Origin of the sequence: Synechococcus sp. RS9909 (assembly GCF_014279595.1) — a bacterium.
In the GTDB taxonomy this organism is placed as follows: Bacteria; Cyanobacteriota; Cyanobacteriia; order PCC-6307; family Cyanobiaceae; genus Synechococcus_C.
In genome coordinates, this window is sequence record NZ_CP047943.1 from 217,154 (window position 1) to 236,807 (window position 19,654).

The following is a 19,654-nucleotide window of genomic DNA, read 5'->3' on the forward strand; positions in this document are numbered from 1 at the left end:
TGGACGGGGCCCACGGCGACTGCGCGGGGTTCTGTGCAGCTCAACCATTGATCGATTCAGCAACGCGGCTGCTTCCCCTGCTGCTGAGCCCACCCCATTCCTGCTGCCCTGATGCCGGCACCCGCAATCACCACCCCAACCACCAGCCCGCCCCAATCCACCTGCACCCTGCTGCTGGGCATCTGGGGCCACCTCAGCCGCCGGCGGCGGATCCAGCTGGGGCTGCTGTTGGTGGTGATGCTGGCCAGTGGCGGGGCGGAGCTGGTGTCGCTGGGGGCGGTGCTGCCGTTTCTGGCGGTGCTGAGCGACCCGGAGCGGCTGTGGCAGCAACCGCTGGTGCAGGTGCTGGCGGCGCGGGTGGGCTTCACGGAAGCGAGCGAGCTGTTGTTGCCGGCGACGCTGGCGTTTGCGGTGGCGGCGGTGCTGGCGGCGGTGGTGCGGCTGGCGAACCTATGGCTGAACGGCCGGCTGGCGGCAGCGGTGGGGTCTGACCTGAGCTGTGAGGCCTACCGGCGCACGCTGTATCAGCCCTATGGGGTACATGTGCAGCGCAACAGCGCCGCGGTGATCACGGGCACCACCACCCAGATCAATCTCACGGTGGTGGCTCTGAATGCTCTGCTGCAGCTGATCACCTCTGCTGTGGTGGCCGCCGGCCTGCTCACGGGGTTGCTGGTGATTGATGCACCGGTGGCTGTGGCTGCTGCGGCCCTGTTTGGCAGTGCCTACGGAGTTTTGGCGATGACTGCGCGGCGGGAGTTGCGTCGCAATGGCCAAAGGATCGCTGAGGCTTCCAGCCAGCAGCTCAAAGCGCTACAGGAAGGGCTTGGTGCCATTCGCGATGTGTTGCTCGATGGCAGCCAATCCACCTATCTGCAGATCTACCGCCAAGCCGATCGCCCCCAACGCCAGCTTCAGGCGAAAAATATTTTCTTAGGCGCTTTTCCCCGCTACGCACTCGAAGCCTTGGGCATGGTGGCGATTGCCCTGCTCGGTGGGTTGCTGGTGTGGCAGCGAGGCAGCGGCGCTGCTGTGATTCCTCTCCTGGGTGCCCTGGCCTTGGGGGCGCAACGCTTGTTGCCCGCCTTGCAGCAGATCTACAGCGGTTGGGCGGCGTTGAAGGGCTACAACGCTGCAATTCAGGCTGTATTGGCGATGCTCAACCAGCCGCTGCCGCCGCTGGTGCAGGTGGCCGAACCGCTGCCCCTGCGCGAGGGCATCCGCCTGGCGGCGGTGCACTTCCGCTATGGGCCGGAGCAGACGGAAGTACTGCGGGGGCTGGAGGTGGAGATCCGCCGCGGCGAGCGCATTGGCTTGATCGGCAGCACCGGCAGCGGCAAAAGCACCACAGTGGATCTGCTGATGGGTCTGCTGGCGCCCAGCGCCGGGCGGGTGCTGGTGGATGGGATGGATCTGCATGATCCGGCGCATCCGGAGCGGCTGGCGGCCTGGCGGGCGGCGATTGCTCATGTGCCCCAGAGCATCTACCTGGCCGACAGCTCGATTGCTGAGAACATCGCCTTTGGCGTGCCCCGCGATCAGATCGACCTGGCCCGCGTGTGGCAGGCGGCGGCCCAGGCCCAGATCGCCAGCTTCATTGAGGCGAGCCCGGAGGGTTATGGGAGCTTTGTGGGCGAGCGGGGTATCCGCTTGAGCGGCGGCCAGCGCCAGCGAATTGGCATTGCCCGAGCGCTCTATAAGAACGCGCAGGTGCTGGTGTTGGATGAGGCCACCAGCGCGCTGGATACTGCCACGGAGCAGGCGTTGATGGACGCGGTGAATGCGTTGAGCCAGGAGCTCACGATCGTGATGATTGCCCACCGGCTGAGCACGGTGGAGCGCTGTGATCGGGTGATTTGCCTTGCTCAAGGCACTGTTGCAGCTGATGGACCTCCTCAGCTTGTTTTGGCCGCTCAAGCCTGATTGTTAATCCTCGTGTTTTTCTATGCTATTCAACTCAGGCTCCCGCATCCTCATCACCGGCGGCACCGGCAGCTTCGGCAAGGCGTTCATCGCCGAAACCCTAAAGCGTTTCCCCGACATCAAGCGGCTGGTGGTTTATAGCCGCGATGAGCTCAAGCAGTGGGAGCTGCAGCAGCTCTATCCAGAGAGTCAATATCCCCAGCTGCGCTTTTTTCTTGGCGATGTGCGCGATCAAAATCGCTTACGTCGAGCCCTAGAGAGGGTCGACACGGTGGTGCATGCAGCAGCGCTCAAGCAGGTGCCAGCGGCGGAGTACAACCCGATCGAGTTCATCAACACCAACGTGCTCGGCGCTGAGAACGTGGTGCAGGCCTGCCTCGACACCGATGTGAAGCGGGTGGTGGCCCTGAGTACTGATAAGGCCGCCGCCCCGATCAATCTCTACGGCGCCACCAAGCTCTGCTCCGACAAGCTGTTCATCGCCGCCAACAACATCAAGGGCAGCCGCAATCTGTGCTTTTCCGTGGTGCGCTACGGCAATGTGATGGGCTCGCGCGGCTCGGTGATTCCCTTCTTTCTGGAAAAGGCGAAAACCGGCGTGCTGCCGATCACTGATCCGGCGATGACCCGCTTCAACATCTCGCTCAGCGAGGGTGTGGCGATGGTGCAGTGGACACTCGAGCATGCCTTGGGCGGCGAGCTGTTCGTGCCCAAGATCCCCAGCTACCGCATCACCGATGTGGCCGAGGCGATCGGGCCGAGCTGCGAGAAGCCGATCACTGGCATCCGGCCCGGCGAGAAGATCCACGAGGAGATGATCACGGCGTCGGACAGCTTCACCACGATCGACCTGGGTGCCTACTACGCCATCCTGCCCAGCGATGGCCGCGTGCAGCAGCGCTATCAGGAGGCGGGCATCACCAGCACCGCCGTGCCACCGGGTTTCGCCTACAACTCCGGCTCCAACCCAGACTTCCTCACGGTGGAGCAGCTGCGGGCGTTGATCCGCGAGCACGTGGACCCTGCCTTTGTGCCGGCATGAGCAGCGAGCCCAGGCCCTTCCTCCCCTACGGCCGCCAGACCATCACCGAAGCCGACATCGCCGTGGTGGTGGAGGTGTTGCGCAGCCCCTTCCTCACCCAGGGGCCAGCGGTGCCTGCCTTTGAGCAGGCGGTGGCCGCCAAGGTGGGTGCTCGCCATGGGGTGGCGGTGAACAGCGCCACCAGCGCTCTGCACATCGCCTGCCTGGCCCTGGGGCTGGGGCCAGGCGATCGACTCTGGACCTCGCCGATCACCTTTGTGGCCTCGGCCAACTGCGGCCGCTACTGCGGTGCGGAGGTCGATTTTGTCGACATCGACCCTGCCACCGGACTGATGAGCGTGGCCGCACTCCAAAACAAGCTGGAGCAGGCCGAACGCACCGGTTCCCTGCCGAAGGTGTTGGTGCCGGTGCATTTCACCGGCAGCAGCTGCGACATGGCGGCGATCGGGGCCTTGGCTGGGCGCTATGGCTTTGCGGTGCTGGAGGACGCCAGCCATGCGATTGGAGGCCGATACCAGGGCGAGCCGGTGGGCAACTGCCGCCACAGCGCCATCACGGTGTTCAGCTTCCACCCGGTGAAGATCATCACCACCGGCGAAGGCGGTCTGGCGACCACCAATGATCCGCTGCTGGCCCAGCGCATGGCGGAGTTGCGCAGCCACGGCATCGTGCGCGAGAGCGAGCGCTTTGAGCGACCAGCGGCTGGGCCCTGGGTGTATGAGCAGCAGCAGCTGGGCTTCAATTACCGGATCACCGACATCCAGGCGGCGCTGGGCCTGAGCCAGTTGCAGCGGCTTGATTCAATCGTGGCGGAGCGCAACCGAAAACCGCAGCGCTACCGAGAGTTGCTGGCGGATCTGCCGGTGCGATTGCTGGAGGTGCCTGAGGTTGCAGCATGAAAATCTGCGTAATTCCCGCTCGGGGTGGCAGCAAGCGCATACCTCGCAAAAATATTCGTAATTTTTGTGGCAAGCCAATGATTGCATGGGCAATTGACTCTGCCCTTCAGTCAGGATTGTTCGATAAAATCATTGTATCCACTGATGATGAAGATATTGCTAATGTGGCACAGGCCGCCGGGGCAGAGATACCGTTTATCAGGCCGGCTGATCTTGCTGACGATTTAACGCCGACGGTACCTGTCATCGCTCATGCGGTCGAGACTTGTCAGGAGATTGGCTGGTGCATCGAGTACGCCTGCTGCATCTATCCTTGCGTCCCTTTCCTCAAAACATCTGACCTAACTGCTGCGTTTGGGCTGCTGCAAACATATGACTCCTCTTTTGTCTACCCCGTAACTGAATACTCTCACCCAATCCAGCGTGCGATGCGTCGTCTTCCAACTGGCCAAATGCAATTACTTCAGCCAGAGCATGAATTAACCAGAACCCAAGACTTAGAGAAAACGTATCATGATACTGGGCAGTTTTATTGGGGAAGAGCAAGTTCTTGGACCGCATATGCAATGATGCATTCGGCTGGCATAGGCTTGATAGTGCCCAGCTGGCGCGTCGTCGACATCGACACTGACGACGATTGGAAGCGAGCCGAAATATTGCACAGATTCATCAACAATTAAATTCAGTAAATAACCAGCTCTCATGAACATCATCATGCCTTCACCGCTGCCAATCCTTGAGGTCCAAGGTAGAAAAATCGGAACTCACTACCCCGCTTATTTTATCGCCGATATTGCTGCCAATCATGATGGAGACCTTGAACGTGCAAAAGACTTAATTTATTTAGCGGCAGAAGCTGGTGCAGATGCGGCTAAGTTCCAGCACTTTCAAGCAGAAACCATCGTTAGCGATCATGGCTTCAAGAGCCTAAAAGAGCAAAACAGTCATCAAGCAAAGTGGAAAGAATCGGTTTTCAATGTATACAAAGCAGCCAGTGTCAATCTGGATTGGACATCAACGCTGAAGGAGACATGTGATGATGCTGGGATTCCTTTCTTCACTACACCGTATGCGTTGGACGTAGTCGACTACATGGATGCCTATGTACCTGCTTATAAGATCGGCTCGGGTGATATCACTTGGATGCAAATGATTGAGTCCGTTGCCAGTAAGCAAAAACCATACTTCTTGGCGACGGGAGCATCAACGACAGATGAAGTGCATCGAGCAGTATGCGCCGCATTGGCCATCAATCCTCAACTCGCTCTGATGCAATGCAATACTAACTACACAGCTAGATTAGAAAACTTTCAGTACATTCAACTCAATGTACTGAAGACCTACCGTGCCATGTATCCAGATATGGTTTTGGGCCTCTCTGATCATACGCCGGGCCATGCCACCGTGCTGGGAGCAGTGGCCCTAGGTGCTCGAATGATCGAAAAACACTTCACCGATGACGTCAACAGGGTAGGCCCTGACCATGCATTCTCGATGGATCCATGCACCTGGCGTGAGATGGTCGATCGCACTCGCGAACTCGAAAATGCGCTTGGCGATGGCGTTAAAAAAGTAGAGGACAATGAAAAGGAAACAGTTGTGGTGCAGCGGCGTTCGCTGCGCGCAAGTGCAGACCTACCAAAATCTTATGCGATTAAGGAAGGTGATTTTATCGCCTTGCGTCCTTGCCCAACTGATGCCTTGTCTCCTGTCAAAATTCAAGCAATTGTTGGTCGAACTCTAAGACGCGATATTGCTGCAGGCGACTATCTACGAGCCTCGGACCTGGAGTAGAGTAGAATGGATGTTTCAATTGTCATTACGGCATATAACTATGATCGGTTTATTGATGAGTGTTTAGATTCATGCCTTGGGCAGCAAAGCACGTCACTCAATCATGAGGTAATCGTGGTCGATGACGGTAGCACTGACAATACATCAGCTCTGTTGGCTCAGCGCAGTGACCCTCGCTTACGTGTGATAAGGATTAAGAATAGCGGCATTGAGTTTGCGTCTAATTTGGGATTTGCTGCTGCAAGTGGTCGCTTTATTGTTCGAGTTGATGCCGACGATTCTTTGGCACCCAATTATTTGGCTCGAATGGAGCCGATGCTTGGGAAGGATTTTGGGTTTTACTATACTAATTATAGTATTATTAATGCCAGCAGTGAAACATTGGCTGAAGTTCGCTTGCCGGAGTTTGACGTGGCTGAGATTATGACGCGTGGCGATTTTCTCGCCACAGGCACCTTGTATCGAGCTGCGCTTCTGCACTCTCTCGGTGGCTATGCCACCCAAACCCGAAATAGTGGCTTGGAAAACTACGAGTTGATTCTTAGGCTAATTGATTTGGGTGTCAAAGGTGTTCATTTGGCAGAGTCTCTCTTTCAATACCGCCGCCACAGTACCAACATATCAGCCAGTCGTAAGAAAAGAATTATAGAGTATGGTCGTGCACTTTTTGAACGTAATGGATTAGGCGTCTTCTGCACCAATCAGTACCATCCTTATAAGCTAGACTTGTCTAAAGATCTATCATGAAGCGTGTGTTGATCATTGCAGCTCATCCTGATGACGAAGTGCTCGGTTGTGGCGCAACAATTGCTAAGTATTCACGCATTGGCGCTGAGTTCATGGTGCTATTTATTGCTGAAGGTTCATCCTGCCGCTTCGTCAATCCGTCCTGTTCAGCAAGCATCGATGCGATCGCGGATCGCACTCGAATGGCCACAGATGCACTATCGAGGCTGGGTGTAAAACACTATTGCTTTAATGACCTGCCATGCGGACGTCTTGACCAAGAGCCGATTATCAATATTAACAAGATGATTGAAAGAGCTATCCATAAGTTCGAGCCGGATACGGTTCTTACACATTCGGCTCTCGATGCTAATAATGACCACAGGATTGTGTTTCGTGCCACCATAATGGCGACTCGACCTAATTCTTTTTATGGGGTAGAGCGTCTACTTTCCTACGAAGTATTGTCATCGAGCGAGTGGTCTTTTGGCGAGGCTTTTTCACCGACCGTCTTCGAACAGATTGATGAGCTGGACTTGGTCCTCAAATGGAGAGCTCTGGCTGCTTATGAGACGGAAGTAAAAACTTTCCCCTTTCCTCGTTCCGAAGAGGGGATTCGTGCAACTGCGATGAGCCGCGGAATGCAAGCCGGTGTTCCATTGGCAGAGGCTTTTTGCCTAATTAGGGAATTTAGACCATGAGAATTGCTTGCGTTGGCTACCGTAATTGGGCCCTAAATATTTATGACAGACTGGCTGCAAGCACAGACCATACTTTCTTGATATTTCGCTCTAAAGCGCAGTTTAATAAAGAGGCATTATCAGATTTTAAACCAGACTTGGTTTTATTCTATGGTTGGAGCTGGCTTGTGCCAACTGATCTATTGGAGCGCCATACTTGCTTGATGCTTCATCCATCACCATTGCCGCGCTATCGAGGCGGTAGCCCCATTCAAAATCAAATTATTGCAGGCGAAACTTATTCAAAAGTTACACTCTTTATCATGACAGATGCGCTCGACGCGGGTGACATAGTGGGTCAGAGCGATCTTAGTTTGATTGGCACGATAGATGAAATATTTAAACGCATAGAAGATGAAGGCGTTAAGCTGACTCGACACATCCTTGAGGATGGATTGCAGCGCGAACAGCAAGATCATTCAGCAGCAACTTTCTGCAAGCGGCGCAAGCCCAGCGAAAGCGAAATAACGGCTGAGGAGCTCGCGACAAAGCCAGCCGAGTATTTGTACAATAAAATCCGAATGTTGGCGGATCCTTATCCAAATGCATATATTATTGCCGCTGATGGCAAAAAACTCATAATCACAGCAGCGCATATCGAGAGAGTCATTTAAAATTTGGCTTTTATGATCAAAGTTTTAGTCACCGGTGCAACTGGCTTGCTAGGTTGTTCATTGGTGCCGTTTCTGCAAGAATGTGGTCATCAAGTTATACGCATGGGTAATACACGTGCTAGTGACCTGAATATCGACCTTGTAAGTTATGAGCAGACTGCGCGAGCGCTCGACAATACCAAGCCAGACGTCATCATTAACTTGGCTGCCTTAACTAATGTCGACCGCTGTGAAACTCACCCGCAGGAAGCTTATTTGCTTAATGTAAAGGCTGTTGAAAATCTTTGTGCATGGATTAAGACAGCGGGTCAAGTTTGCCACCTGATCCAGATTTCTACGGACCAAGTGTATGACGGGCCTGGACCCCATTCAGAAGGCGAGCTCACTATCTGCAATTTCTATGCAATGTCTAAGCTGGCTGGCGAAATTATTGCGGGAACAGTATCCAGCACTATCCTAAGAACCAATTTTGTAGGCCGCAGCCTATGCGGCGGGCGTGCCAGTCTGACAGACTGGCTACATTGTGCATTGATTGATCAAACTGCGGTTAATGTGTTTGAGGATGTGATGTTCAGCCCTCTGGCAATCAGCACGCTTTGTGATTGCATAGAGCATTGCATCGTTGAAAGGCCACCTGGTGTTTTTAACCTTGGCTCTCGTGAGGGCATGAGTAAAGCGGATTTTGCTTTCGCCTTTGCCGCTGCCCGAGGTCTCGAAACCACCAACCTTAAGCGTGTTAATTCCAAATCTATCACTACACTAGTTGCACGCCGTCCAACCGATATGTGTATGAATAGTGGCCGCTTTGAGGAATGCATGGATATAAAGTTACCATTATTAGTTGACGAGGTTTATCGAATAGCAGATCAGTATCATCGATAGAATTGCCTTTATTGGTATTTGTTCTTCGCTGTATTGTCGTCGTCTTTGATTGATCATTTCCTGTGCTTTACGGGGGTGCTGCCCAGGGTTGATTCAAAGTGTGTCCCAGGCTCTCTGGCCGGGGCTGCGAGCATGGGTTGAGGTCGATGGGATTGCCCCCTCTCAGTGCCCCAAAGCGTTTCTGCCGCAACCGATCTCGATCTGATCAGCCACCTCAAGGCGATCCCTGATGCCCGGATGCGTCGAGGGGTTCGTATCCCGGCCTGGTACCTGTTGCTGGTGGCGGTGCTCGGCATCCTGAGCAAGTGCGAGAGCCTGCGGGATCTGGAGCGTTTTGCCCGGCGTCATCACTCTGTGCTCACGGAGTCGCTCGGGATCGAACTCAAACGCCCGCCGTCGGATTCCGCCTTCCGCTACTTTTTCCTGCAGGTGGATGTGGCTGCTATCTGCGGCGCCATCCGTGATTGGACATTGGCTCAGATCCCAGGCGGTGCAGGCGATCTCGATCAGTTGATCTGTGACGGCAAGACCCTGCGCGGTTCGATTGAGCCCACCAGCGGAGGCGGTGCAGCCTTCATCGCCCAGGTGACGCTTTACTCCGCTGCTTTGGGTGTGGCGATCGCTCAGGCCTGCTACGCCACAGGCGAGGATCACGAACGTGCTGTGCTCCAAAAGCTGCTTGGCGAGCTGGATCTCGAGGGTGTGCTCATCCAGGCGGATGCACTCCACACGCAGCAAGCGTTTTTCGGCAGCTCACAGAGCAGGGGGCCGACTTCCTCCTGACGGTTAAGGCCAACCCGGTGACTTTCAGGAAAGGTGTCACTGCTGGGCTGCCGTTCAGGCGGCCTGCATCAATGGTAGCTGCCCTGGTTCATTGAGTTCATCCGTCGGCTGATTGATCCAGACCACCTCCGGTTGACGCCAGCACCTGGTTGACCTTGTCCATCGCCTTGGATGGCGCTGGCGGGCTCGTTCGTAGACGACACCGCGGTGACGGCTGATCTCCACGGCCTGGCCATCGTGACGTTGCTGGGGCGTCACGAATTTGATACCGCTGTGGCGGTGCCGGTGGTTGTACCAGTCGACGAACTCGGCGACCCACTGACAAGCCCGCTCTTTCGAGGCAAAGGGCTTGCGGGGGTAATCAGGCCGGTACTTCACTGTCCGGAACAGGGATTCGGAGTACGGGTTGTCGTTGGAGACCCGTGGCCGAGAGAAGGATCTGAGGACGCCCAGTTCTTCCAAGCGGCTTTCCAGCGTGGCTGCCCGCATGGCGTTGCCGTTATCGGCATGGAGGATCAGCGGCTGCTGCCGGCCCTTGCTGATCCGCTCGCGGAGGCAGGCCCGGCTGACCAGATCGGCTGCAATGGCTGGATCTTCTCGCTCAGCAACATCCCAGGCCACCACCTTGCGGCTCCAGATGTCGATCACCAGGTAGAGATAGAGCCAGATCCCACGCACGGTGGTGGGCAAATAGGAGATGTCCCAGCTCCACACCTGGTTCGGGCCTGTGGCCCGCAGCCGTGGAACCCGTCTGGGCTCCTGTGGTGGCCTTGCACGACCGCGACGGTGCACCTGGTCATGGTCGTGGAGCACCCGGTAGAAGCTACTCTCTGAACCGATAAAAATCCCCTGGTCAGCCAGATCAGGCACGATCTGACTCGGTGGCAGAGCGGCGTACTGCGGTTGATTGCAGGTGAGCAGGATCCTCTGGCGCTCCTCGGCCGTGAGGCGATGGGGAATATGGCGGGGGCTGCCTTGCCGGCGATCCTCACCGTCCCCATCACCAAGAAGGCGTTGGCGCCATCGCTTGAGGGTGCGCAGGCAGATGCCGATCTCGCCGCAGGCGCTGACCAGGCCTGCACCAGCGGTATGGGCCTCGCTGATCAGCTCGATGGCCTTCTTCCTGTGAGCGGCGCTGGTCAGCCTTCCGCGTCCTCCGAGCAGAAGGCCTCCCACTTTTTTCGCAGCACCAGCAAGGCCGCCATCTCCGCCATGGCCTTCTCCTTGCGTTGCAGCTCCTTCTTGAGGGCCTTGATCTCCTTCTGGTCCTGGGCACGGAGCTTCTCCAGCTCCTTCTGCTCTTTCAAGGTGAGCACTGGCTTCTCGTTGGCATCCTGGGCGGCCTGCCGCCAACGATCCACCTGCTCCGGGTACAGCCCGCGCTCACGACAGTAGGCACTGAGTTCAGTGGCGTTCAAGCCAGCGGTCTCGAGCACCACCGTGAACTTGTCGGCAGCACTCCAACCGTCAGGGTCCTTATCGGATGCCGGCACCACCTCTCCTTGCAACCGCCAGGTCTTCCTCCAGTTGTAGAGGGTGACGATGTGAATGCCCAGCTCAGCAGAAATCTGCGCCACGCTCTGTCTGTGAGGCGGGCTCATCCGCCTCCTCACATCAGCTTTAACGGCCTCGCTGTAACGACGCATTGGTCATGTCCTCAAGCCCCCGGGTGTACTGAAAACAGGGGTGACAACTTTCCTGAAACCGGGGGACCAGAAGACGCTCTACCGGCAGATCGCCGATCAGCTGCTTGGAAAACGCCACATCCCCTTGATGGCAACCGATCACGAGATCGGCCATGGCCGTGACATCCTCTGGACTTTGAGGGCGAAAGAAGCGCCGCAGCACATCAAGGCCAATTGGCATGGCACCAGCTGGATCGCGGAAGTGATCGCGACAGGCACCCGTGATCGCAAGCCGTTCAAGGCTACGCACCGCTTTATCACCAGCCTGCGCACCACCCCAGATGCGTTGCTGCGCCTCGTGAGAGAGCGCTGGAGCGTTGAGAGCTGGCACTGGATTCGTGACACCCAGCTCCACGAGGACGACCACCGCTACCGCGGCAACGGTGCCGGCGTGATGGCAGCCCTACGCACCGCAGCGATGAATCTCTTGCGCCTGACTGGATTTGGCTCAATCCGGGAGGGCCTGCAAGCGGTGATGCATGACATCACGGCACTGCTGGCGATGGCGCGACGACAGCCAGAGCCCGAGCCATGACCAGACTTTGAATCAGCCCTGGGGTGCTGCCCTGCAGCATCCGCCGGATCGCGTTGTTGAGGCCCTTGTGGGCATCGCTGATCACGAGCTTGACCCCGCTGAGGCCGCGCTCCTTGAGCGAACCGATGAACTCGCTCCAGAAGCCCTCGCTTTCGCTGTCGCCGATCTTGAGGCCGAGCAGCTCGTGCCGGCCATCGGCGTTACGCCCATGGCGACGACGACGGCACTGGAGCAGACCTGCATCGCCCGGCCCAGGCGGCCATGCAGGTAGGTGGCGTCGAGATAGAGGTAGGCGTAACCCTGGCCCTCCAGCGGCCGGTTCAGGAACGCCTGCACCTGGAGATCGATCTCAGCGCAGATGCGGCTCACCTGTGATTTGGAGATCCCGCTCTGGCTGCCCAGAGCCGCCACCAGGGCATCAACCTTGCGTGTGGAGACGCCGGCGACATAGGCCTCCATCACCACGGCGTAGAGGGCTTGATCCACCCGCCGGCGCGGTTCGAGGATCGAGGGCAGAAAGCTGCCTGAGCGCAGCTTGGGGATCTGGAGATCGATGTCGCCCACCTGGGTGGTGAGCACGCGAGGCCGGTAGCCGTTGCGGTGGCCAAGGCGCTCCTCGCTGCGCTCGTAGCGCTCAGCACCGAGCACGGCGGCGACCTCCAGCTCGATCAGCTGCTGCAGGCCGTGGCGCACCAGTTCAGGGATCAGCTCTCCGGCAGTGTTGCCATCGAGTAGCGGCGCCAGTTCAGAGGCGGCACTATGGGTCTTGGGCATGGTTCGTCTGGTTGAGGTGGTTCTCAAACCAGGGTCACGGGCCTGCCCACCCCTTGCAGCGACAGCCACTGAGCCGGGTGCCTGAGCTGCGCGTAACCCCGGCTACACCGGGGTTGATGTCCCAAGGGAATTACACCAATCCCTGGGACGCGGGCATCAGCTTTGTGGCGCCTCGCCATTGTTCAAGCAGTGAAGCCCTGATAGAATTCAAAAATGTGCTTCCATTTATGAATAAGCACATCAGACAAACTCCGGATTGATGCATGAGCTTCTTCCGTGAACTCCAGATGGTCTGGTTATTACTCCACTACTGGAGGCTAGATCTGAATACAGCTACCTTGTTAAAGGCTCATTGAATATCGGCAAGGGCACTTCTTTTCATGGAATCGACCGTGTCACTCTGTCGTGATCAATCCAAGAGTTCTCTCCCCTGTATAATGAATTGTCACGAGCATGATCCAATGATTTGCATCTATATTTTCCTTCCACCGAGATTTCACTGAACCTAAGTTATTGTTAATTAAATTTATTTAACCGAGCATGAGTTACCCTGATGTTGCTAGAACTGAGATACTAGATCTTTTGCCTTCTTCAAAAGTATATCAGAATTGTTTAGATATTGGCTGCGGAACAGGAGCTACCTCTTATCTCATGCTTAAAAAAGGAATTATTGATAAATCCTTTGGCGTCGATTCTGATCCCGATATTGCAAAAATTGCGAGAAAACGTTTAACTTATTTTAAAAGCTCCCATGCAGAAGATGTCATAGGCCTAGTACGTGATTACTCACCAGATTTAGTTTTGATGCTAGATGTTCTAGAACATATGAGCGATCCTAAGATCTCCTTGCAAGAGATTGCTCAAAACACTACTGATAGCTGTGTTTATGTTGTAAGTTTGCCCAACGTATCCCATTACACAGTACTAATGCCTCTTCTTCTTAAAGATCATTTTTACTATGATCCAATGGGTGGAATATTGGATTCAACCCATTTGCGTTTTTTCACTTACAGCTCTATGCTGGATTTATTTAATGAATGCAACTTATCGGTGGCAAACTATTCATTTAATTCATTAATCCCCCGGATCTTAATGCCTATTTCTCCAGTTATTTCGCGCTTGCCACAATTTATAAGACGATTTTTTGTTACACAGTACATCTTCTTGCTTCGCAAAAACTAAGCACCATGAAAACAGCTTTGGTTACAGGCGTAACAGGCCAAGATGGTAGTTATCTTGTTGAATTATTGCTCAGCAAGGGATATATAGTTCATGGCATTAAGCGACGATCGAGTCTGTCCAATACATCGCGAATTGACAGCCTATCGCTGGATTCTGGCATTTACAAGAAAAGGTTTGATTTGCATTATGCTGACCTTACCGATTCCGCCAGTATCATAAATGTAATTGCCAAAACAGAACCTGATGAAATTTATAATTTAGGCGCTCAAAGCCATGTTGCTGTAAGTTTTAACCAGCCCGAGTATACTGCTGACTCTAATGCACTTGGAACCCTGCGCATCTTGGAAGCAGTAAGAGCTTTGAATATGTCATCTAAAGTTAGAATATATCAAGCAAGTACTAGTGAATTATTTGGCAAAGTACAAGAAGTTCCACAGAGAGAAACTACCCCTTTTTACCCAAGAAGCCCATATGCCGTTGCTAAACTTTACGCATATTGGATTACAATTAACTATAGAGAATCATACGGTATTTATGCCTGCAATGGGATACTTTTCAACCATGAAAGTCCACGAAGAGGGCTAAACTTTGTTACTAGAAAAATTACTCTTACACTTAGTAGAATAAATGAATTTGGGCATGGATGCCTCATGTTAGGTAACTTGGATTCTTTGCGAGATTGGGGTCATGCCAAAGATTATGTTGAAATGCAATGGTTAATGTTGCAGCAAGACAAACCCCAAGATTATGTGATTGCCACCGGTATTCAAGCTTCTGTTCGTCAATTTGTTGATTATTCAGCAGAGGCCTTGGGTTGGGGGCCTTTACGTTGGGATGGCCACGGCCTCGATGAAGTTGGGATCCGCCGTGATACAAATGAAATTGTCGTTAGAGTTGATTCACATTATTTTAGGCCATCTGAAGTTGCCTCTCTTCTTGGTGATTCTTTTCTTGCCAATAAGAACCTAGGCTGGAAGCCAACTTATTCTTTAAAAGAACTTGTTCATGACATGATACAAAGCGATAGCCTGATTGCGAAAAATGAAAATATTACAAACTCTATTCTTGCGACATAATGCCACTCGACCAGCCCGACACTATATGCTTAGTAACATCTATCCAGGATGTTCCATTAGATTTAATTCGTGCAGAAAGTACCCTAGTTGTAACAATTGGTTTTGAAGCTTATGCTTATGTTATTCGCCAAGGTGTTGAAGCTATTGATCTAGAGTCCACTATTTTCCCTTCTAAAATTGAAGAGTCAAAGGTTTTAAGCTTTGAAGCTGCAGCCGCTTTTGCCTCGGAATTTTTACAGAATCGAAATTTACCTATCCATGATCAAGACAATTTATTTTCTCTGCCAATTATTTATGAGCTTGCATATACCTATGAATCTTCATTCAATTTAATAAAGGGATTAGGGATTCTTCTTCAAAAACATAAAACAATTACCAAAATTTATCTTTCCTCTCAACCAAAGGTGCCTTGCTTTCGTGCAGGACCCTATCCAACATCAAGTGCACTTTCAAGCTTTTCTTACCATGTATTAATTCCTTATTTGCTCGATAAGAACATTCATTTTTTATATTTCCCAATACAAGAGAAACCATTTCTTCGCTCTGCCCGACAATTCCTCTCTTTGCATATTAAGAATTACCTCAAAAATTCAATTGGAATTATCTCTGCGTTTGTTTCTTTTATTGGCCTCCTTCGTCTTGCTATTTGTCGGAAAAAATGTTCATTTATTGTCGACAAATCAACTATTAGATTTCATGACTATTGCTTGATCGAAGAGGTTAATAAATGTTGTGATTCTGATGACATTATTTCGTTAAACTCAAGCAACTATTTATTATCCTTACTTGCCGATATTTGTTATTTCTTTAGACGCTCTACGTATGAGACCGAGATCCTTCATGCTTTGCGTGAATGTAGCTCAAAGTCCAATACTAACAGTTGTTATAAATACATATTTTCTGAATTTACAAGTTATCAGTATACTCCTTATTATCGCGAGTATATTAAATCAAAATTGTTTTCATGGTTTATTCTTGTATTAGTAAGATTTTTACATGCATCAACTTTCATTACTGGTCATTGTTTGTTCACCCGCGAGGCATTTAGTGCTTTGATTCTAAGGTCAAGGCATATATTAACATATTGTTTCCGTGAGGGCGGTATTCATACTGAACTCACGCAAAAATTTGCGGTCCCGGATGTAGTTAATGTCAGTTTTGTCTGGGATGATGTCCAAAAGCCTTCTCAAAATGCTTTTGCTAATTGTGATAATCCTACGCAATATATATCAATTGGTATCCCTGACATATTCAAAACTGCCAAGACTTCAACCTCCCAAAAGCCCAAATATTTTACTAGTAAGAAAAAAGTTCTAATTCTTACATCTAACTTTTCAACTTTTCTTACGTCAGTAAACAATAAATCGATAAATCATTATTCTCAATGGTTAGATGTTTTAACTTTTGTCGAGATGCATCCAGAGGTTGATTTTGTAATAAGACCTCATCCTTCATTTGATTATTTATCTTTCTATTTAACTGGACTGCCTAGCTTTAGCAATTTACTTATTAGTAGAAATAATACCCTGCTTGAGGATTATATAGATACATGTCTGGTTATTCTCTTGTCCTATCCAACTACAGCATCTATGCCTTCTATCTTGACAGGTTTACCGTGTTTGTTATATACAAAAGATTTTAATCCATTGCATTCTTTACATAACTATTCTTTTTTCCCGACCTCGTGTGTTGTTAGTAGCAGAAAAGATTTTATTTTGGCTGCTGATCGCTTCCTAAGCACAAATGTAAAGTTCAATTATTCAGTTTACTCAAATTTCAACTTAAGGCAAGAGTGTGTTTCGCTCATTCCTTTCTTTCAGCTCTGAAATATGTTGTATTGTTTCTAGATGTTTGGCGTTACCTGAAAATATTTGAAGCATGACTCCCTTTATACGCATTTTCTAAGCCCAAACATTTAATTATTATGAATCATATGCTAGACATAGTCATTATTAATTATAATTCTGATAAATTAACTACGGCACTTTGCGATAAGATCTTTTCTTTCCAATTGCCTTTTTTGGATAAAATAATAATCATTGATAATGATAGTGATTTGTCCCGTGACTTCAGCTTTTCATTTCAGAATAAAAATATCGTTGTCAAGCACCTTTGCTCAAATATTGGCTTTGCCAGAGCCTGTAATTACGCCTTCTCAAGCATAGTAACTAGTTTTTATTGTCTTCTTCTAAATCCTGACATAGAGATTACAAAAAAATCACTTGCTTCTTGTTATCAAACACTTGAGGCTAATCCTGCATTAGCCGCTATCTCACCTCTTATCCTTAATTCTGACCATTCAATACAACATCCTCCTTATTATTCCTTTCCCTCTGTATTCACTGAGATTAAGGCGTCGCTACTAGGTCGCAGAAAAGCTTACTTCAACAACTATTCTTTTAATAAAACAAATCCAATATTAGATGTTAAGCATATCTGCGGATGTTTTATGATGTTGAATACTTCTTTCATTAAGGGTAAATTATTCAATCATAATTTGCCTTTTTCCTATGAGGATTTAGATCTATGTAAACGCTTATCATTTTCACCAGGCCATGTAGCTCTCCTTGCAAGCACCTCTGTTATTCACCATGGAGGATTAAGTTCTGGTACTAGCCCCAATAAGAAGGTTATATGGGGAATTATTCACAGTAGATTAATGTATTATTCAATGCACTCCTCAAGAGTGGAGTACTGCATCTTAATCCTGTATTACATTTTATTTTATTTTCTTAAGCTAGGTATTCTATGTATGCAATTCTGTATTCAATTAGCTGCTTTCTCTTTCATTAATTCCACTTTTCCTCCCAAAAAACATATTTCTGCAACTTTCTTGCAATTGCAGGGGCTAGTCATGTATTTATCAGGTTCATCTATTGACTTTTTTAAATGATCATAGCTGACTTTTGTTCAACAGGCATTTCCCATAGGGAGTTTAATACGGCCTTTGTTTATTATTTGCACAAAACTCATTCTATCCGTACATGCTTTTTAGAAAGTACTCACATTTCTCAAATCCTTCGTGATCCGTTATATCAATCGTCACCATTCAAGGTGATATCATTTTCCCAAAACCCTTCATTAGCTAGTCAATTTTTGAATGTTCTACGAGTTTTCTTTCATGCTCGTAATGTCGCCTCTCCTGTCTATATTCTCAACATTTCCCCATTTTTACTTCCTTTTTGCCGCCTTCTTGCTAGTTTTTTTTTATTGGAAGTATCTTTTCTGGCACATTCTCTTTACGACGACCTAGCTAAACTGTCGTCCAATAATTTCAACCTTAGAGATATTACATACAAGTCTATACTATTCTTGATACCATACAAACATTTTAAAGTTATTTTTATTGGTATTCATACAAGCCAAAATATTCCCCAATTGAAGCTACCTTCTAATTCTTGGCAAGTCTTGCCTTTCCCTTTTGCTGATTATAGTTCACGTATACCTACTCTTTTTGTTTCTAAGCATAGTTCCTTTGATCGCGTACCATTCTTAGTAGGATGTCCTGGTTTTAATTCTTCTGCTTATTTAAACAATCGCAAATTTATTGTTAATTCAATCTCTACTTCTTCTAAAGTCCTTGCTGATAATTGCATTATTATTCCATTTGGAGGCTATAACTTAAAACATCCTACGACAAAGTCCGCATCAATTAATTCTCTCCTAGAGAGCCTTCCTTCTGATTATCACGAATTATTTAATTCTTGCCAACTAATACTTTTTCCTTCTAGAATTAGTCATCAATACACTTATAGTTTTAGCGCTTCCTTTGCAGATGCAATTGCGCACGGTAAGCCTTTGATACTCAAACCTAATATTTTGACTAATTATTACGAAGAAAGATTTGGTCCCTTTTATATTAGTTTATCTGATATTTCAGGCAAGATATCATCCTTTTCGCTACCTTCAGTCTCAAAATTAGATTTAATGAAGTCTAATATTCTTGATTTAAAATCATACCTTATTTCTCAATCATCTCCCAAGTGATTCCACCTAAATCAGCCCTGATTACTGGCTTTAGAGGTCAAGATTCGACAATCATAATATCCACTTTACTTCAATCTGGTTATAACATAACCGCTCTATCTCGTTCCCCATCCACTGATCCCATCCACTCCAATATTTCCCTGAAGGTCATTAACCCCTTAGCTGAAAATTTTCGATCAGATCTTGAGAGTCTTTTTCAATCTCATTCTTATGATCTAATATTGCATCTTGCATCTGCCAACCACTCTTCAGAGCAACCTTCAGATGCGATTTCTGTTTTATATCACTCTAATATCTTATACACAGAATATATTCTTGAGTTTGCGTTCAAATATAGCCCAAATTCTAAAGTATTTATTGCTGGTTCCCTCCACCAGTTTACTAATAATACCGAAGAAGTTATTTATATAACAACAACATCAAAAGATTCACCCAGAAACCCCTACGGTTTGACTAAATGTTTTAATAGAGTTCAAGCCCATCATTATCGTCACTTAGGTCTTGATGTCTTTTTTGGTATACTATTTAATCATGAAAGTATTTTTCATTCTTCGTCTTTTTTACTTCCCAAGCTTTGCAAGCATGCTGCTTCAATAAATTTCTATAATGAAAACCCAGAGAGTGTTCAATGCCCGCCGAATTTGACAATTCGTGATATCCATGCGTGTGTCGATTGGTCTGATGCTCAAGATATTTGTAGCGATATCTTAAGTGTATTGCTAGAAGAAATGCCCGGAGAGTATATTTTTGCCAGTAGTTATTTACATTCTGTATCTAATATTGTCAATTTACTAACAGAACGATACTGCTTCAACTTTTCTGACTATATTATGTTAGCCGAGCCTGGTGCTTTCCCTTCTGGAGGCCCAATTACATGCACTTCCAGTCAATTGTTCATTACTAGGCCTGATCCTATTCCAGGTCTTATTGATACTCTTTACCGTCACTATCGTTCGTCTTTCATCCTCTAACTATGGCTTCATTCTCTACACCTCTAACTTCTTGCCGTATT

Annotated in this window: 18 protein-coding genes and 1 pseudogene; 17 read left to right on the top strand and 2 right to left on the bottom strand. The window is 49.5% G+C overall.

Annotated features, from left to right (window positions below):
• Positions 1-111: 111 nt before the first annotated feature.
• The 10 genes from SynRS9909_RS01100 (at position 112) to SynRS9909_RS01145 (ending at position 9,403) form a co-directional block, all read left to right on the top strand.
• Positions 112-1,923, top strand: a complete 1,812-nt coding sequence (locus SynRS9909_RS01100; protein ID WP_007100922.1) for an ABC transporter ATP-binding protein — start codon at positions 112-114, stop codon at positions 1,921-1,923.
• A 22-nt stretch (positions 1,924-1,945) separates the two neighbouring features.
• Positions 1,946-2,965 (top strand): UDP-N-acetylglucosamine 4,6-dehydratase (inverting), encoded by a 1,020-nt coding sequence (gene pseB / locus SynRS9909_RS01105; RefSeq protein ID WP_007100921.1) that lies wholly within the window; start codon positions 1,946-1,948, stop codon positions 2,963-2,965.
• A complete protein-coding gene (pseC, locus tag SynRS9909_RS01110) occupies positions 2,962-3,864 on the top strand; it encodes a UDP-4-amino-4,6-dideoxy-N-acetyl-beta-L-altrosamine transaminase (RefSeq protein ID WP_007100920.1) in 903 nt (300 codons plus the stop codon). The genes pseB and pseC overlap by 4 nt, the downstream gene beginning before the upstream one ends.
• The gene (gene pseF / locus SynRS9909_RS01115; RefSeq protein WP_007100919.1) at positions 3,861-4,544 is read left to right on the top strand and encodes a pseudaminic acid cytidylyltransferase; all 684 of its coding nucleotides are present in this window, start codon (positions 3,861-3,863) and stop codon (positions 4,542-4,544) included. Before pseC ends, pseF begins: the two co-directional genes overlap by 4 nt.
• A 22-nt stretch (positions 4,545-4,566) precedes the next feature.
• Positions 4,567-5,658 (top strand): N-acetylneuraminate synthase family protein, encoded by a 1,092-nt coding sequence (locus SynRS9909_RS01120; RefSeq protein WP_071933947.1) that lies wholly within the window; start codon positions 4,567-4,569, stop codon positions 5,656-5,658.
• 6 nt (positions 5,659-5,664) lie between these two features.
• A complete protein-coding gene (locus SynRS9909_RS01125) occupies positions 5,665-6,405 on the top strand; it encodes a glycosyltransferase family 2 protein (RefSeq protein WP_007100917.1) in 741 nt (246 codons plus the stop codon).
• The gene (locus SynRS9909_RS01130; RefSeq protein WP_186593776.1) at positions 6,402-7,085 is read left to right on the top strand and encodes a PIG-L deacetylase family protein; all 684 of its coding nucleotides are present in this window, start codon (positions 6,402-6,404) and stop codon (positions 7,083-7,085) included. The genes SynRS9909_RS01125 and SynRS9909_RS01130 overlap by 4 nt, the downstream gene beginning before the upstream one ends.
• A gap of 77 nt (positions 7,086-7,162) precedes the next feature.
• Complete coding sequence (locus tag SynRS9909_RS01135) at positions 7,163-7,738, top strand: formyltransferase family protein (protein ID WP_071933946.1); 576 nt, start codon at positions 7,163-7,165, stop codon at positions 7,736-7,738.
• Positions 7,739-7,750: 12 nt separating this feature from the next.
• Complete coding sequence (locus SynRS9909_RS01140; protein WP_007100914.1) at positions 7,751-8,620, top strand: SDR family oxidoreductase; 870 nt, start codon at positions 7,751-7,753, stop codon at positions 8,618-8,620.
• 165 nt (positions 8,621-8,785) lie between these two features.
• Entirely contained in the window at positions 8,786-9,403 is a 618-nt protein-coding gene (locus SynRS9909_RS01145) for an ISAs1 family transposase (protein WP_007100913.1), read from the top strand.
• 54 nt (positions 9,404-9,457) lie between these two features.
• Here the strand turns inward: SynRS9909_RS01145 and SynRS9909_RS01150 are convergent.
• Positions 9,458-11,049, bottom strand: a protein-coding gene (locus SynRS9909_RS01150) for an IS3 family transposase (RefSeq protein WP_370587890.1) whose coding sequence is annotated in 2 segments (ribosomal slippage) — positions 9,458-10,576 and positions 10,579-11,049 — 1,590 coding nt in all. Because the reading frame shifts where the segments join, the coding sequence is not laid out codon by codon here.
• Positions 11,050-11,089: 40 nt separating this feature from the next.
• On the opposite strand from SynRS9909_RS01150, the gene SynRS9909_RS01155 reads away from it, so the two are divergent.
• Entirely contained in the window at positions 11,090-11,623 is a 534-nt protein-coding gene (locus tag SynRS9909_RS01155; RefSeq protein ID WP_007100910.1) for a hypothetical protein, read from the top strand.
• On the opposite strand, the pseudogene SynRS9909_RS01160 reads toward SynRS9909_RS01155, so the two are convergent.
• Positions 11,574-12,397 (bottom strand): annotated as a pseudogene (locus SynRS9909_RS01160) (IS256 family transposase). The gene SynRS9909_RS01155 and the pseudogene SynRS9909_RS01160 overlap by 50 nt on opposite strands.
• Before the next feature lie 540 nt (positions 12,398-12,937).
• Here SynRS9909_RS01160 and SynRS9909_RS01165 point away from each other — a divergent pair.
• From SynRS9909_RS01165 to SynRS9909_RS01190, 6 genes are all read left to right on the top strand, one after another.
• Positions 12,938-13,579, top strand: a complete 642-nt coding sequence (locus SynRS9909_RS01165) for a bifunctional 2-polyprenyl-6-hydroxyphenol methylase/3-demethylubiquinol 3-O-methyltransferase UbiG (RefSeq protein ID WP_071933945.1) — start codon at positions 12,938-12,940, stop codon at positions 13,577-13,579.
• A 5-nt stretch (positions 13,580-13,584) separates the two neighbouring features.
• Positions 13,585-14,655 carry a GDP-mannose 4,6-dehydratase gene (gene gmd / locus SynRS9909_RS01170; RefSeq protein WP_007100907.1) on the top strand — a complete coding sequence of 357 codons (1,071 nt, stop codon included), beginning with the start codon at positions 13,585-13,587 and terminating at the stop codon, positions 14,653-14,655.
• Positions 14,655-16,481, top strand: coding sequence for a hypothetical protein (locus SynRS9909_RS01175; protein ID WP_162858300.1), 1,827 nt, complete (start codon positions 14,655-14,657; stop codon positions 16,479-16,481). The genes gmd and SynRS9909_RS01175 overlap by 1 nt, the downstream gene beginning before the upstream one ends.
• A 98-nt stretch (positions 16,482-16,579) precedes the next feature.
• On the top strand, positions 16,580-17,548 hold the full coding sequence (locus tag SynRS9909_RS01180) for a glycosyltransferase (RefSeq protein ID WP_083774448.1): 969 nt from the start codon (positions 16,580-16,582) through the stop codon (positions 17,546-17,548).
• Positions 17,545-18,642, top strand: coding sequence for a hypothetical protein (locus SynRS9909_RS01185; RefSeq protein WP_162858299.1), 1,098 nt, complete (start codon positions 17,545-17,547; stop codon positions 18,640-18,642). The genes SynRS9909_RS01180 and SynRS9909_RS01185 overlap by 4 nt, the downstream gene beginning before the upstream one ends.
• Entirely contained in the window at positions 18,639-19,613 is a 975-nt protein-coding gene (locus tag SynRS9909_RS01190; protein WP_071933943.1) for a GDP-mannose 4,6-dehydratase, read from the top strand. Before SynRS9909_RS01185 ends, SynRS9909_RS01190 begins: the two co-directional genes overlap by 4 nt.
• Positions 19,614-19,654 lie beyond the last annotated feature (41 nt).